This is a genomic window from Streptosporangium sp. NPDC048886 (assembly GCF_055586905.1).
The window spans coordinates 211,013-226,215 of record NZ_JBVJHH010000005.1 but is presented as its reverse complement, the minus strand read 5'-3'; the positions used below and the strand labels follow the sequence as shown (position 1 = coordinate 226,215).

15 protein-coding genes are annotated in these 15,203 nt (G+C 71.4%); 13 read left to right on the top strand and 2 right to left on the bottom strand.

From position 1 onward, the window contains the following. Nucleotides 1–90: 90 nt before the first annotated feature. Both ACZ6R6_RS08190 and ACZ6R6_RS08185 read left to right on the top strand, forming a co-directional pair. A complete protein-coding gene (locus ACZ6R6_RS08190; protein ID WP_470091207.1) occupies nt 91–1,959 on the top strand; it encodes an RNA polymerase sigma factor in 1,869 nt (622 codons plus the stop codon). A gap of 163 nt (nt 1,960–2,122) precedes the next feature. Beyond that, nucleotides 2,123–3,487, top strand: a complete 1,365-nt coding sequence (locus tag ACZ6R6_RS08185) for a C40 family peptidase (RefSeq protein WP_470091205.1) — start codon at nt 2,123–2,125, stop codon at nt 3,485–3,487. Nucleotides 3,488–3,490: 3 nt separating this feature from the next. Here the strand turns inward: ACZ6R6_RS08185 and ACZ6R6_RS08180 are convergent, their stop codons facing one another. Next, nucleotides 3,491–3,979 (bottom strand): inorganic diphosphatase, encoded by a 489-nt coding sequence (locus tag ACZ6R6_RS08180; protein WP_470091204.1) that lies wholly within the window; start codon nt 3,977–3,979, stop codon nt 3,491–3,493. Nucleotides 3,980–4,084: 105 nt separating this feature from the next. Here ACZ6R6_RS08180 and dacB point away from each other — a divergent pair, with 105 nt between their 5' ends. The 11 genes from dacB to ACZ6R6_RS08125 all read left to right on the top strand — a co-directional run bounded on the left by dacB (nt 4,085) and on the right by ACZ6R6_RS08125 (nt 13,919). Further along, nucleotides 4,085–5,467: a D-alanyl-D-alanine carboxypeptidase/D-alanyl-D-alanine endopeptidase gene (dacB, locus tag ACZ6R6_RS08175; RefSeq protein WP_470091203.1), complete on the top strand. Its 1,383-nt coding sequence runs from the start codon at nt 4,085–4,087 to the stop codon at nt 5,465–5,467. 49 nt (nt 5,468–5,516) lie between these two features. Then, nucleotides 5,517–6,617 (top strand): zinc-dependent metalloprotease, encoded by a 1,101-nt coding sequence (locus ACZ6R6_RS08170; RefSeq protein ID WP_470091201.1) that lies wholly within the window; start codon nt 5,517–5,519, stop codon nt 6,615–6,617. 42 nt (nt 6,618–6,659) lie between these two features. After that, nucleotides 6,660–7,673: a tRNA lysidine(34) synthetase TilS gene (gene tilS, locus ACZ6R6_RS08165; RefSeq protein WP_470091200.1), complete on the top strand. Its 1,014-nt coding sequence runs from the start codon at nt 6,660–6,662 to the stop codon at nt 7,671–7,673. A gap of 11 nt (nt 7,674–7,684) precedes the next feature. Beyond that, entirely contained in the window at nt 7,685–8,242 is a 558-nt protein-coding gene (gene hpt / locus ACZ6R6_RS08160; protein WP_218919784.1) for a hypoxanthine phosphoribosyltransferase, read from the top strand. A 282-nt stretch (nt 8,243–8,524) separates the two neighbouring features. After that, entirely contained in the window at nt 8,525–10,495 is a 1,971-nt protein-coding gene (gene ftsH, locus ACZ6R6_RS08155) for an ATP-dependent zinc metalloprotease FtsH (RefSeq protein ID WP_470091198.1), read from the top strand. A 2-nt stretch (nt 10,496–10,497) separates the two neighbouring features. Further along, entirely contained in the window at nt 10,498–11,079 is a 582-nt protein-coding gene (gene folE, locus ACZ6R6_RS08150; RefSeq protein WP_306862118.1) for a GTP cyclohydrolase I FolE, read from the top strand. Between the two features lie 249 nt (nt 11,080–11,328). After that, complete coding sequence (gene folP, locus ACZ6R6_RS08145) at nt 11,329–12,180, top strand: dihydropteroate synthase (protein ID WP_470091196.1); 852 nt, start codon at nt 11,329–11,331, stop codon at nt 12,178–12,180. Continuing rightward, a complete protein-coding gene (locus ACZ6R6_RS08140; RefSeq protein WP_470091195.1) occupies nt 12,177–12,617 on the top strand; it encodes a nuclear transport factor 2 family protein in 441 nt (146 codons plus the stop codon). The genes folP and ACZ6R6_RS08140 overlap by 4 nt, the downstream gene beginning before the upstream one ends. After that, complete coding sequence (gene folB, locus ACZ6R6_RS08135) at nt 12,614–12,976, top strand: dihydroneopterin aldolase (protein WP_470091194.1); 363 nt, start codon at nt 12,614–12,616, stop codon at nt 12,974–12,976. The genes ACZ6R6_RS08140 and folB overlap by 4 nt, the downstream gene beginning before the upstream one ends. Then, a complete protein-coding gene (gene folK, locus ACZ6R6_RS08130; RefSeq protein WP_470091193.1) occupies nt 12,973–13,470 on the top strand; it encodes a 2-amino-4-hydroxy-6-hydroxymethyldihydropteridine diphosphokinase in 498 nt (165 codons plus the stop codon). Before folB ends, folK begins: the two co-directional genes overlap by 4 nt. Beyond that, the gene (locus ACZ6R6_RS08125; protein WP_470091191.1) at nt 13,467–13,919 is read left to right on the top strand and encodes a DUF3180 domain-containing protein; all 453 of its coding nucleotides are present in this window, start codon (nt 13,467–13,469) and stop codon (nt 13,917–13,919) included. Before folK ends, ACZ6R6_RS08125 begins: the two co-directional genes overlap by 4 nt. Before the next feature lie 70 nt (nt 13,920–13,989). Here the strand turns inward: ACZ6R6_RS08125 and ACZ6R6_RS08120 are convergent, their stop codons facing one another. Continuing rightward, complete coding sequence (locus ACZ6R6_RS08120; RefSeq protein ID WP_470091190.1) at nt 13,990–15,186, bottom strand: NADH-quinone oxidoreductase subunit D; 1,197 nt, start codon at nt 15,184–15,186, stop codon at nt 13,990–13,992. Between the last annotated feature and the right edge of the window lie 17 nt (nt 15,187–15,203).

The window sequence follows — 15,203 nt, the reverse complement described above, 5'->3', positions numbered from 1 at the left end:
TACCGATGTGGATGACTGTATGGACACAGCTCTGGTCAAGGCACATGAATCGCTGGAACTGATAGTTACCAATCCTTTACCGTCAGTCACATGAATCGCAGTGCCCTGGTCGGAGCCCTCCGTGCGCGGGAGGCGGGCGCCCTCGCCGCGCTCTACGACCTGCATGCCGAGAACATCTACCGATACTGCCGGTCCATGCTCGACGGCCTCGACGGCCTCGACGGCCCCGACGGCCCCGACGGCGCGCAGGTGGCGCTCCGCGACACCCTGATCGCGGCCGAGGCCCATGTTCACGCGCTCGCCGACCCCGATCGGCTGGAGGCATGGCTGTACGCACTCGCTCGGGGGGAGTGCGTGCGGCGCCGCCCGGCGGCCGCGCCGGAACAGGGCGGGACGGCCACGGGCCCGGGTCCGGCGGCCACGCCGGAGCCGGCGGCTGTGCCGGGGCCGGACGGGATGTGGGGGGCGGTGCCGGACGGGGTGCCGGGGCCGGGGCCGAGGACCGCGTCGTCGCCGCCGTCCCCGGTGGCCGCCGGGAGCGGCGACGCCGGTCTGCGGGCGATGGCCCACGACGCCGTCAGGAGCCTGTCAGCGGAGGAGCGCGAGGTCCTTGAGCTGGTCTCCCGGCACAGTCTGTCCGTCGCCGACCTCGCCGCGGTGCTGGGGGTCTCGGCCAGACGCGCCGGCGCGATGTGCGGATCGGCGCGGGAGCGGCTGCGCGACGTGGTGACCGCGGAGGTCCTCGCCCGTAGGGGGCCGCATGACTGCGCGGGCCGGGCGCGGCTGTCGGCCGGCTCCACCGGTGGGCTCACCCCGGACGCGCGTGAACGCCTGATCCGCCACGTGAACCGGTGCGACGCCTGCGCGCCGCGCCGGGCCAGGCAGGTCTCGGCGGCGAAGGTCCTCGGCCTGCTGCCCGCGGTCGTGCTGCCGGAGACGCTGCGCGTACGGGTGATGAGCTGCTTCACCGACCCCGAGCTCGTCCCCTACCGGCGCTACGTCGCTCGCAGGGTCGGCGCCCTGGACGCCGCCGGCTTTCCCGCGGGGAGGGCTCGCGGGAACCGTCGCCGCTCTCGTCCGGCGGCCGGCGCGGTGGCCGCGGTCGCGGCGGCCGCCGCGGTCGCGCTGGTCCTGACCCACCTCGTCATGGGCGCCGACGGGACGGCCGTCGGCGTCATGCCGGGGACACCACCGGTGACCGGCGAGCCGCCGGGCGTCCGCCCGCCGCGCGCCCCTGAGCCGAGGGGTGCCACGACGGCCCCGGAGCTCCGCCGAGGCGGGTCGTCCGCCTATCCGGTCGGCTCCATCGGGCCGGCCGTGCCGGTCGCCGTCAGCGTGCCCGACTCCCTGTCCGGCCGGCGTGTCCCGAGGCCCGTCCCGGTGCCGATCCCGGTGCCCATGCCGACCGACGAGCGGACGGATGGGCGGACCGACGGGCGGACGGACGGGCCGGGCGGCCCCACAGGTCCCCCTTCCGGCCCCACGGGCCCCCATCCGTCCGAGGGGCCGGCCCGGCCCGCCCTGCCGGTGCTCCCCGGCCCACCACGGCTGGGCGCACCGGACAGGCACGGGCCGCCCCGTCACCACCAGGGGGGCAGGCCGCCGCGCCCGTGCCGGACCACTCCCGGCAGGGCGCCGACGGTGCCCGGGCCCGCGCCCACCACCACGGCGCCGACTCCGACGGCTCCCAAGCCGACCCCGGCGACTCCTCGGCCGACCGCGGAGCCGGCCCCGAAGCCGACGGCGAAACCGGCCCCGAAGCCGACCGCGGAACCGGCTCCCACGAGCCCGGGACCGACCTCGGCGACCTCCACGACGCCGGAGCCGGCTCCGGCGGCTCCGGAATCCGCCACCACGGGCAGGCCCGCCACGCCGCCGTCGCCTGACCGGCACTCCGGCCCGCCTGCCCCGGCGGACCGGGCGGCGGAGCCCGCGGGCGCCGGCCACCCGGCCGTCTAGACCCGGGGTAAGAACCGGAGAGGCGGCTGGGAGCCGTGCTCACCTGTGTTGATTACGTTATGTGAGTTACATGTGTGCTAAGAGTGACTAACGGGAATCTTGAGCTAGATCGTTCGTCACGAGATGACATGTAGCCATACAGGGCGTTTCAGGAGGTGAGCGCATGCGGTCTGTCGAGAGATACAGCCGTGCCGGTGCGGTGGTGGCGGGTCTGACCTGCTGCCTGATCACGGGTGCGGCCGTCCCCGCCGTCGCCATGCGAGACAGGCTGGGGCCGTCCGCCGAGGAGGTCGCCAGGGCCCGCTCCAAAGCCGGTGAACGGAGTAAACAGCTCGGTGCGACCACTGCCCTGCTCGCCAGGGCCAAGGCCCGGCTGGGAGAGCTGAGCGCCCAGGCGGACAGGCTGACCGAGATCCACGCCGGGGAGCGGGCCGAGGCGGCCCGTGCGGAGGAGTTTCTCCGGAGAGCGAGAGAGCGGGCCGCCGGGGCGGACAAGCCCCGCGAGGCGGTGGCCGCGGTCCCTGCCCGAGGTGACGTGGCCCCGGTCCGAAGTGACGGGGAGCCGGCCGCGGCCCGAGGGGCCGGAGGGTCGGCCCCGGTCCGGGACGTGGGCGGGGCGGCTGTGATCCCCCTCCGGGGAGACAGCGCAGTGGCGGTCTCGGTCCAGAGCGGCGGGGTGGCCGTGGGCCCCCCTCCGGATGTCGTGGAAGTGCTCCAGGCCCAGACAGAGGCCGCGCAGTCAGGGACCGCGCAGGGGGAGGCCGTACGGGCGGAGGCCGCGCAGACAGGGGCCGTTCAGGCGGAGGTCGCGCAGGCGGAGATCGCTCGGGCGGAGATCGCTTACCGCGAGCGGCGGGAGGCGGCGGAGCGGGCGGCCGAGGCGGCGCGGGCGGCCGAGGAGGCTGTGGCCGGGCAGGCGGCGGAGGTCCAGCGGGTCGAGGCGGACAGGGCGCGGCTGGACAGGGAGGTGAAGGCGGAGGCGGGCGCCGCCGAGCGGCTGGCCGGCAAGCGGGTGGCCGTCCTCAAGTGGTCCAGGGTCGCGCAGGAGCGCGCCCGGCTGGGCGATCACCGGAGCGCGGCGGTGGCGCGTATGAGGGCACGGTTCGTGGCGGCCCGCGAGGTGGCGGGGCAGACCTGGCCGCTCAACGCGACGTGGCAGGCGGCGCGGGGCGACATCGCCGCAGACTGGGCGCTCACCCAGCTCGACAAGCCCTACGTGTGGGCGGGCACGGGGCCCCGCAGCTACGACTGCTCCGGTCTGACCATGCGGGCGTGGGGCCGGGCCGGGGTCAGGATCGACCACTGGACGGGCACCCAGTGGACCTCGGGACAGCATGTGCGGATCAGCCGGCTCCGCCGGGGCGACCTGCTGTTCTTCGGCCGGATCACCCGGAACCCGGGCGACATCTCCCACGTGGGGATCTACATCGGCCGGGGCCTGATGGTGCACGCCCCGCAGACCGGGGACGTGGTCCGGGTCGCGCCGATATGGCGCAGGGACTTCGTCGGCGCGACCCGTCCGGCGTGATGCTCAGTGCTCGTGGTTCTCGGCGCGCCTGACGGAGCGGGCGATCTCCTCCTCGGCCTCGACCCGGCCGACCCAGTTGGCGCCCTCGACGGACTTGCCGGGCTCCAGGTCCTTGTAGACCTCGAAGAAGTGCTGGATCTCCAGGCGGTCGAACTCCGGCACGTGGTGGATGTCGCGGATGTGCTCCATCCGGGGGTCCGTGGCGGGGACGCACAGGACCTTGTCGTCGCCACCCTTCTCGTCGGTCATGCGGAACATGCCGACCGCGCGGCACTTGATCAGGCAGCCGGGGAAGGTCGGCTCCTGGAGCAGCACGAGGGCGTCGAGGGGGTCGCCGTCCTCGCCGAGGGTGTTCTCGATGAAGCCGTAGTCGGCGGGGTACTGCGTGGAGGTGAAGAGCATCCGGTCGAGCCTGATCCGCCCTGACTCGTGGTCCACCTCATACTTGTTCCGTTGGCCCTTGGGAATCTCAACGAGAACGTCGAACTCCACCGCTGTTCCTCCGCTCAACCCCTCCGGGCACCCCCGGCTGGGCATTAGTGTCTCGTAAGCGTTAATACCTGTTGGATATCGAATAGATGAGAGGTCGGCGACGTCATGCGGCATGAGCGGTGGGTGGCCTTCGTCACTCTCGTCCTGCTGCAACTGTTCGTCGTCGCGGCCGGCGCCCACCTGCTCACCAGCGACCTGCTGGTGGAGGAGACGCACGAAGCGGCCGCTCCGGCGGGGCCGCCTCCCGTCCCGGTCATCACCGCGAGTCCGGTGTTGGCCGCGGGGGGGAACGGACCTCTCCCCGCCAAGACTACTTTGGCGGGGCGGCTCACCGTGGCGCTGGGTGACCCCGCGCTGGGCAAGCGCGTCGGCGCCGTGGTTCTCGACGCCGAGACCGGCGCCACGCTGTTCGGCAACGGCGCCGACGTCGGCGTCACCCCGGCCTCCACGACCAAGCTCGTCACCTCGGTCGCCTCGCTGGCCTCCCTGGGGCCCGACGCGAGGTTGAGCACCCGGGTGGTCCGCGGCTCCTCGCCCGACTCGATCATCCTGGTCGGCGGCGGCGACCCCACCCTGACGGCCCTGCGCCCGTCCGGGGTCCCCGTCTACCCCCAGCCGGCCTCGCTGGCCTCCCTCGCGCTGCGCACCGCCAAGGCGCTCAAGGCGGCCGGGACCACCAAGGTGACGGTGACCTACGACGACAGCCTCTACACCGGGCCGCGCACCGCTCCCACGTGGAAGCCCAACTACCTGCCCGACGGCGAGGTCGCCCCCGTCACGGCGCTCATGGTGGACGAGGGCAGGGTCGCCCCCGGCAGCCGCCAGCGGGTCTCCGACCCCTCCCGGGCGGCGCACGGCGCCTTCGTCTCGCTGCTGTCGAAGCAGGGCATCACGGTCTCCAAGTCCCGTGGCCGGGCGAAGGCCCCGGCCGGCGCCCAGGAGATCGCCAGGGTCGACTCCGCGCCGGTGTACGCCCTGGTCGAGCGGGCGCTGACGCGCAGCGACAACGACCTGTCGGAGGCCCTGGCCCGGCAGGTGGCCCTCAAGGAGGGCAGGCCCGCCTCCTTCGACGGGGCCGCGCAGGCCGTCCACGAGGTGCTGACCCGGCTGAAGGCGGCCGAGGGCGTGCGGGTCTTCGACGGCAGCGGGCTGTCGCCCAAGAACCGCATCGCCCCCGCCGGGCTGGCCCGGCTGGTCGCGGTGGCGGCCGCCCCGGCAAACCCCCACCTGCACCCGATCGTCAGCGGCATGCCCGTGGCGGGGTTCAGCGGCACCCTCGGCCACCGGTTCGGCAAGAGCGACTCCGCCTACGGCCTGGTCCGGGCCAAGACCGGCACCCTCGACGGGGTCAGCACGCTGGCCGGCATGACCACCACCCGGAGCGGCCGGCTGGTGACCTTCGCCTTCATGGCGGACGACGTCCCGCCCGGCTGGGGCAGGGCGGAGGCGGCCCTCGACAGGCTCGCCGCCGTCGTGGCCGCAAGCTGACCGGCGGCTCGGCGCGCGACTCGGAAGGAGACCGCGTACGGTGGACGGTATGCAGGTGATCGACTGGGATCTCGCCGTAACGACCGGAACGCGCCTGGTGCGCCCCGGGCCGCAAGTGAGCCGAGAGGAGGCCCGGCAGGCGGTCGCGGAGCTGCGACAGCTGTCCCGCGAGGCCGAGGGGCACGTCCGGGAGTTCACCCGGATCGACACCGAGACCGCGCCACAGCCCGCCACGATCGTCGACCGGTCCGGCTGGATCAAGGCCAACGTCGAGGGCTTCCGGGTGGTCCTGGAGCCGCTGACCGAGCGGATGGCCGCGCGCCGGGACCAGACGCCGGCGATCGTCTCCGCCGTGGGGTCGCGCATCACCGGGGTCGAGGTCGGCGCGGTGCTGGCCTTCCTCGCCTCCCGCGTCCTGGGCCAGTACGAACTGTTCCTGCCGCCCGACCCCGACGGCCAGGCGGCCGCCGGCCGGCTCACCCTGGTCGCGCCCAACATCGTCCACGCCGAGCAGGAGCTCAACGTCCATCCGCGTGACTTCCGCCTGTGGGTCTGCCTGCACGAGGAGACCCACCGGGTGCAGTTCACCGGCGTCCCCTGGCTGCGGGAATACGTCCGCGCCCAGATGACGGAGTTCCTGCTCGCCTCCGACATCGACCTGTCCACGCTCCTGGAGCGGCTCCGCTCGGCCGCCGACGCGGTCGCCGACGCCGTCCGGGGCGGTGAGGGCAACCTGATCGACGCGATCCAGACGCCCGAGCAGAAGGAGATCCTCGACCGGCTCACCGCGGTGATGACCCTGGTCGAGGGCCACGGCGACTACGTCATGGACGCGGTCGGCCCCTCGGTGGTCCCCTCGGTCGCCGACATCCGGGCCAAGTTCCACCACCGCAGGGAGGGCGGGTCCCGGCTCGACCGCACGGTCCGCAAGCTGCTCGGCGTCGACCTCAAGATGAAGCAGTACGCCCAGGGGTCCACCTTCGTCCGCACCGTCGTCGACAGCGTGGGCATGGACGGCTTCAACAAGGTCTGGACCTCCCCGCAGACCCTCCCCACCCAGGATGAGATCGGCCACCCCGAGCGGTGGATCGCCAGGGTGATCGGCGACCCGGCCCTCCCCGCGGCCGAGGCCGACGGCGCCACCGGCTGACCGGGGGCGCCATCTGCCGCCGGGAGGCCGGACAATGGCGGCATGGGTCCGCCTCCCGTCGTCGCCGATGTCCGCCGTGCCGTACGGCACGCCCTGGCCGACCTGGAGCCCGGCGATCTCGTGCTGGTCGCGTGCAGCGGCGGCGCCGACTCCCTGGCGCTCGCGGCGGGGCTGGGGGCCGTGGCGCCGCGCGCCGGGCTCCGCGCCGGGCTGCTGACCGTCGACCACGGCCTCCAGGAGGGTTCTCCGGACCGGGCCGCCGACGTCGTACGGCTCGCCCCCGCCCTCGGGCTCGGCCCCGCGGAGGCGCTGAGCGTCTCCGTGGGGACCTCGGGGGGCCCGGAGGCGGCGGCCAGGGAGGCGAGATACACGGCGCTGTCGGAGGCCGCCGGGCGCCTCGGGGCGGCGGCCGTGCTGCTCGGGCACACCAGGGACGACCAGGCCGAGACCGTGCTGATGCGGCTGACCCGGGGGAGCGGGACGCGCTCGCTGGCGGGGATGCCCGCGCGGGCGGGACTCTACCGGCGGCCGCTGCTGGGGCTCGGCCGCGGGACGACCGTGGCGGCCTGCGCGGCGCTGGGGCTGTCCCCGTGGGACGACCCGCACAACCTCGACCCCCGCTACACCCGGGTCCGGGTCCGTGAGCGGCTGCTGCCCGCCCTGGAGGAGGGACTCGGTCCCGGGGTCGCCGAGGCGCTCGCCCGGACCGCCGCGCTGTGCCGTGACGACGCCGACGCGCTCGACGAGTGGGCCGACGCCGTCTACGCGCGGGCGGCCGTCCCCGATTCCGCTCTAAGCGATATCGGGGCGGTGGCGGTAACCGTCTCGGAGGTGGAGGGGGTGCCGCCTGCGGTGCGGCGCCGGGTGCTGCGGCGGGCGGCGATCGAGGCCGGGGCCCCGCCCGGCACGCTCGCGGCCTGGCACATCCTCCAGGTCGACCGTCTGGTCACCGACTGGCGGGGGCAACGGCGAATAGAGGTCCCCGGTGGGGTGGGAGCGGTCCGGCGGTGTGGCACGCTGGTGTTCGCCAGACAGTCAGTACGCCCCGTCTTGTAAGGAAATCCCAGGTGGACGCAGCCGACATGGGCAAGGACCTCTCGAAGGTCCTCATCCCGGAGGAAGAGCTCCAGGCAAAGATCAAGGAGCTCGCGAGCCGGATCGACGAGGATTACGCGGGCAAGGACCTGCTGATCGTGGGAGTGCTCAAGGGGGCGGTCATGGTCATGGCCGACCTGGCCAGGGCGCTGCACGTGCCGGTCCAGATGGACTGGATGGCCGTCTCGTCCTACGGCGCCGGCACCAAGTCGTCGGGCGTCGTGCGCGTGCTCAAGGACCTCGACACCGACATCGCGGGCCGTCACGTGCTGGTGGTCGAGGACATCATCGACTCCGGCCTGACTCTCTCGTGGCTGGTGCACAACCTGAAGTCGCGCAATCCCGCCTCCGTCGAGATCTGCGCCGCGCTGCGGAAGCCGGACGCGGTCAAGGTGCCGATTGATGTGAAATACATCGGTTTCGACATTCCCAACGAGTTCGTCATCGGTTACGGGCTCGACTACGCAGAGCGATATCGCAACCTTCCCTTCATTGGGACCCTTGCTCCGCATGTGTATGGAGCAGGCTGAAAAGTACGCCCTGCGCGAAGCGTGCCCTCCACGGCGGCGACATTGCTCATAGCGGCGGGGAACACCGGCCTACTTGACGTACGTTGGTAGGGCAAAGCCGGTACCGCCCGGGCAGTTACTGTGCGCGGCACGCCGGTGTACCTTCGGACTCCAAAGAGATGACCTTCCGGGGCGTCTCTGGGGAGTCAGTTGGAGCGGTTAGGGATACCGCGAACCCCGGGTCCGCCCGGGGTTGCCAGGCCTTGGTCAGGAAGGGACGGGCCCGCCGGGGTTCCGCATCGGATGGATCTCAAGCGATTTACACGTGGGCCACTGCTGTGGATCCTGGGCATCGTCGTGCTGCTCCTGCTCGTGACCACGATGTGGAGCGGCGACGGCAATTTCGAGAAGACCGACACCTCGAAGATCATTAGTTGGATCGACGAGGGCAAGGTCTCCAACGCGAAGATCATCGACAAGGACCAGCGCATCGAGGTCACCACGACCGACGGCAAGCGCTACTACTCCTCGTGGGTGACCGGTCAGGGCGTCGAGCTCGCCGACCAGCTCCAGCAGGCCAAGAAGGCCAACAAGCTCGCCAAGGACTACACCGTCGACGTGCCGAAGGAGAACTTCCTCCTCGGCCTCCTGGTGAGCTTCCTGCCGATCGTCATCATCGTGCTGATCTTCCTGTTCATCATGAACCAGATGCAGGGCGGCGGCTCCCGGGTGATGAACTTCGGCAAGTCAAAGGCCAAGCTCATCACCAAGGACACCCCGAAGACCACCTTCGCCGACGTCGCGGGCGCCGACGAGGCCATCGAGGAGCTTCAGGAGATCAAGGAGTTCCTGCAGGCCCCGGCCAAGTTCCAGGCGATCGGCGCGAAGATCCCCAAGGGTGTCCTCCTCTACGGCCCGCCCGGAACCGGTAAGACCCTGCTCGCCAGGGCCGTCGCCGGTGAGGCCGGGGTGCCGTTCTACTCGATCTCCGGCTCCGACTTCGTCGAGATGTTCGTCGGCGTCGGCGCCTCCCGGGTCCGCGACCTGTTCGAGCAGGCCAAGGCGAACGCCCCGGCGATCATCTTCATCGACGAGATCGACGCGGTGGGCCGCCACCGCGGCGCCGGCCTCGGCGGTGGCCACGACGAGCGCGAGCAGACCCTGAACCAGCTCCTCGTGGAGATGGACGGCTTCGACGTCAAGGGCGGCGTGATCCTGATCGCCGCGACCAACCGGCCCGACATCCTCGACCCGGCGCTGCTCCGCCCGGGCCGTTTCGACCGGCAGGTCACCGTCGACCGCCCCGACCTGGAGGGCCGCAAGGGCATCCTCCGGGTGCACGGCCGCGGCAAGCCGTTCGCCGAGGGGGTCGACCTCGACGTCATCGCCCGCCGGACGCCCGGTTTCACCGGCGCCGACCTGGCCAACGTGATCAACGAGGCCGCGCTGCTCACCGCGCGCGCCGACCAGAAGCTGATCACGATGGAGATGCTCGAGGAGTCCATCGACCGCGTGATGGCCGGTCCGGAGCGCAAGACCCGCGTCATGTCGGACCAGGAGAAGAAGATCATCGCGTACCACGAGGGCGGCCACGCCCTGGTGGCGCACGCGCTGCCCAACTCCGACCCGGTTCACAAGATCACGATCCTGTCCCGCGGTCGCGCCCTCGGTTACACGATGACGCTGCCGATGGAGGACAAGTTCCTGGCGACCCGCTCGGAGATGATGGACCAGCTCGCGATGTTGCTGGGCGGCCGCACGGCGGAGGAGCTCGTCTTCCACGAGCCCACCACCGGCGCCTCCAACGACATCGAGAAGGCCACCTCCATCGCCCGCCGCATGGTCACCGAGTACGGCATGAGCGAGCAGCTCGGCGCCCGCAAGTTCGGCACCGGCAACGCCGAGGTCTTCCTCGGCCGTGAGATGGGTCACGAGCGCGACTACTCCGAGAAGATCGCCTCCACGATCGACGAGGAGGTGCGCCGCCTCATCGAGACCGCGCACGACCAGGCCTGGGAGATCCTCGTCGAATACCGCGACGTGCTCGACAACCTGGTGCTGGAGCTCATGGAGAAGGAGACGCTCTCCCGCGACCAGGTGCTGCAGATCTTCGCGCCGGTCGTCGTCAAGGAGAAGCGCCCCTCCTACTCCGGCTACGGCAAGCGGCTGCCGTCGAACCGGCCGCCGATCCTGACGCCGAAGGAGCAGTCGGGCAACGGCGCCCTCCCGGCGGGAGCGGGCCACACCGACACCGTGCCCAGGGACGGGAACTGAGCGTGAGCGTGAAGCCGTTGCAGGTCGACTCGGCCCGGATCGAGAAAGCAGTCCGCGAGATCCTCATCGCGCTCGGTGAGGATCCGGACCGGGACGGCCTGCAGGAGACCCCGGCTCGCGTGGCCCGCGCCTACGCGGAGCAGTTCGCCGGGCTGGGGCAGACCCCGGAAGACGTGCTGTCCACGGTCTTCGACGTCGACCACGACGAGATGGTGCTCGTCCGTGACATCGAGGTCTACTCCACCTGCGAGCACCATCTGGTGCCCTTCCATGGACTCGCCCACGTCGGCTACATCCCGAACGAGAAGGGTCAGGTCACCGGCCTGTCCAAGCTGGCCCGCCTCGTCGACGTCTACGCCCGCCGCCCCCAGGTGCAGGAGCGGATGACCTCGCAGATCGCCGACGCGCTCATGAGCGTGCTGGAGCCCCGCGGGGTCATCGTGGTGATCGAGTGCGAACACCTCTGCATGACCATGCGGGGTGTCCGCAAGCCCGGCGCCAAGACCATCACCTCGTCCGTGCGCGGTGACTTCCGCACCAGCGACAAGACCCGCGCCGAGGCCATGGCGCTCATCCTCCGCTGAGCCCGAGTCCGAGCCCTTGCCCGCAGAGACCCCGCCTTGTCCGGACCGCCACGGCAGTCCGGGCAAGGTTTCTGCGTTGCGGCCGGGTTCGAAAGCCCTCCAATCCCGCTCCGCCCGGGCTAATATCTCCACACTCGCCAAGGTCCGGCATGCGCGGCCGACTGCCTCGGGATGGACGGGCTGATTCGTTATGGCACAAGCTGGACCCGCGAGATGGGCGAAGAGTGGACAACGCCTAGGCTTGTCCGCATGACTACGTGGAGTGTGCCGGGGATGCCCGACAAGGGCCGATGCCTGGTGATGGGCGTGGTCAACGTGACCCCCGACTCGTTCTCCGACGGCGGGCGGTGGTTCGACCCGGCGGCCGCCGTACGGCATGGCCTGGAGCTGGTCGAGCAGGGCGCCGACATCGTCGACGTGGGTGGGGAGTCCACCAGGCCCGGAGCGGCGCGGGTGTCGCTGGAGGAGGAGCTGGCCAGGGTCGAGCCGGTCATCAGGGAGCTGAGCCGCGCGGGTGTCACGGTCAGTGTCGACACCATGCGGGCCGAGGTGGCGCAGGCGGCCGTGGACGCCGGGGCGAGGCTGGTCAACGACGTCAGCGGCGGTCTGGCGGACCCGGCGATGCCGAGGGTCGTCGCCGCCTCCGGCGTCCCGTACGTGGTGATGCACTGGCGGGGCCACAGCCACACGATGAACAGCAGAGCGGTCTACGACGACGTCGTGACCGAGGTGCGGGAGGAGCTGTCCAAGCGGATCGCCTCCGTGCTGGCCGAGGGGGTGGCCGACAGCCAGATCGTGATCGACCCGGGCCTGGGCTTCTCCAAGAACCCCGAACACAACTGGGCCCTGCTGGCGGGCGTCGACCGGCTCGCCGAGCTGGGCCCCCCGCTGCTCATCGGGGCCTCGCGGAAACGGTTCCTGGGCCGGCTGCTGGCGGACCCGGACGGCACCCCGCGTCCTTTCAGTCGCAGTGATGACGCCACGCTCGCCGTGACCGCCCTCGTCGCCCAGGCGGGGGCATGGTGTGTGCGAGTGCACGACGTACGCCCGAACGCGGACGCCGTCCGTGTGGCTGCCGCAGTCCAGGGAGCGAGAGCATGAGCGTCGACACCACCGCTGTCGAGACGGTCAACCAGGCGTTCTACACCGCCATCGAGAACGCGGATCTCGACAAGATGACCGAGATCTGGGCCGAAGACGTCGACGGCGAGCAGGTGAGCTGCGTGCACCCGGGGTGGCCGATCGTGAACGGCCGCCAGGAGGTGCTGCGCTCCTGGGCGCTCATCATGGCCAACACCCCCTACATCCAGTTCGTGCTGACCGACGTCCGCGTCATGGTCCTGGGCGATGTGGCCATTCTCACCTGCGAGGAGAACATCCTCACCGCCGGTGACGAGGGCGACTCCAGCTTCGCCGCGGGCAAGGTGGTGGCGAGCAACACCTTCATCAGGACGGCGGCGGGCTGGCGGCTCTGGCTGCACCACGGTTCGCCGGTGCTGCAGGGCGACGAGGACGAGGAAGAAGAGGAAGCCGCGTGACAGACCGGATCAGCGTCAGGGGCCTGCGGGCACGGGGACGGCACGGCGTGCTGGCCGCCGAGCGGGAGCTCGGCCAGGAGTTCGTCGTCGACGCCACGCTCTTCCTCGACACGGCGCCCGCGGCGGCCGGGGACGACCTCACCAGGACCGTGCACTACGGCGAGCTCGCCCAGGACCTGGTGAAGGTCGTGGAGGGCGAGCCGGTCAACCTGATCGAGACGCTGGCCCAGCGCCTGGCGGAGGTCTGCCTGGCGCGCGAGCAGGTGCTGTCGGCGGAGGTCAGCGTGCACAAGCCGGCCGCGCCGATCCCGCTGCCGTTCGACGACGTGGTAGTGACGATCACCCGGAGCCGGGGATGAAGGTCGTGCTGGCGCTCGGCAGCAACCTGGGCGACCGGTTCGAGACGCTGCAGGGCGCGCTCGACGCGCTCTTCGACGCCCCCGAGCTCGACTTCGTCGCGGTCTCGCCCGTATACGAGACCGACCCGTTCGGCGGCCCCGAGCAGGGTCCCTACCTCAACGCGGTGGTGATCGCGCAGACCACCCTGAGGCCCCGGACGCTCCTTGAGCGCGCCCAGGGTGTGGAGAACGCCTTCGGCAGGGTCCGCCAGGAGCGGTGGGGGCCGCGCACCCTGGACGTCGACCTGATCGCCATGGGCGACGTCACCGCCGCCGACCCCGATCTGACGGTGCCGCACCCCAGAGCGCACGAGCGCGCGTTCGTGCTGGTGCCGTGGCTGCGGGCCGATCCGGACGCGGTGCTGGCCGGGCGCAGGGTCGAGGACCTGCTGGCCGGGCTGGACCAGGACTACGTGCGGCTACGCGCCGATCTGACGCTGCAGAGGCCCATTTGAAGCCGACCCGTCCCGGCGTGCTCGTCGGTCTCGTCGTCATGTTCGCGATCATCACCTGGGCGCTGCTGAAGCCCCTTTACTCGTCCCTGCCGACCGTGCCGTGGACCGCGATCCCCACGGTGCTGCTGTTGGCGATCGGCGAGATCTACAGCGGGTGGATGACGAAGGCCAGGATCGAGCGCAAGGGCGACACCAAACCCGTCGAGCCGTTGGCGGTGGCCCGGCTGGCGGCCCTCGCCAAGGCCTCCGCGTACGGCGGGGCGGTCTTCGGCGGCGTCTTCGCCGGGTTCACGATCTACACCGCCGACCTGCTGGAGCAGGGCGTGCCCCGCCGCGACTTCCTCATCGCCGGCGGCTCGTTCATCGGCTGTGTGGTGCTGGTCTGCGCCGCCCTCTACCTCGAATACTGCTGCAAGGTGCCCAAGGACTCCTCGGAGGAGGACCGCTAGCTGTATTGACCCGCAGGGTTGTTGACACGGCTGATCGGGGGGCGGCCCCCGGGGCGGTGCGGCCCGCGCGTCACTTGTCGATGTCGCCCACGACGAAGAACATCGACCCCAGGATGGCCACCATGTCGGAGACCAGGTGGCCGGGGAGCATCTCGCGCAGCACCTGGACGTTGTTGTAGGAGGCCGAGCGGAGCTTCATCCGCCAGGGGGTCTTCTCGCCGCGGGAGACCAGATAGTAGCCGTTGATGCCGAGCGGGTTCTCGGTCCAGGCGTAGGTGTGGCCCTCGGGCACCTTGAGCACCTTGGGCAGGCGCTGGTTGACCGGCCCCTGCGGCAGCTCCCGGAGCCGCTCCAGGCAGGCGTCGGCCAGGTCCAGGGAGACCTTCACCTGCTCCAGCAGCACCTCGAACCGGGCGTGGCAGTCTCCGGCCGTCCGGGTGACGACCCGCACCGGCAGCTCGCCGTAGGCGAGGTAGGGCTCGTCCCTGCGCAGGTCGAGGTCGACCCCGGAGGCGCGGGCGATCGGGCCGCTCACGCCGTACTGCATGATCGTCTCCCGGTCCAGCACGCCCACCCCGACCGTGCGGGCCAGGAAGATCTCGTTCCCGGCGATCAGGTGCTCGATGTCGGGAAGCCGCCGCCGCACGTCCGCGACGGCGCGCCCGGCGCGGTCCGTCCAGCCCTCGGGCACGTCCTCCTTGAGGCCGCCGACCCGGTTGAACATGTAGTGCATCCGGCCGCCGGAGATCTCCTCCATCACGGCCTGGAGGGTCTCGCGCTCCCGGAAGGCGTAGAAGACCGGGGTGATCGCGCCGAGCTCCAGCGGATAGGAGCCGAGGAACATCAGGTGGCTGAGGACCCGGTTGAGCTCGGCCAGGAGCGTGCGCATCCAGACCGCCCGGACCGGCACCTCCATGCCGAGCATCCGCTCCACCGCGAGCACGACGCCCAGCTCGTTGGCGAACGCCGACAGCCAGTCGTGCCGGTTGGCCAGCATGATGATCTGCCGGTAGTCGCGCACCTCGAACAGCTTCTCCGCGCCGCGGTGCATGTAGCCCACGATCGGCTCGGCCGCGCTGATCCGCTCCCCGTCCAGGGTGAGCCGCAGCCGCAGCACCCCGTGGGTGGACGGATGCTGCGGCCCGATGTTGAGGACCATGTCCTCGGTCGCGAGTTCCTTGCCGCGCACTCCGTGCACGGCGTCCGCTCCGGCGCCGATCCCTACGCTGATCTCCCGGGGTGCGCCTGCGGCACGACGCTCAGTCATAGGGCCATGCTGTCACG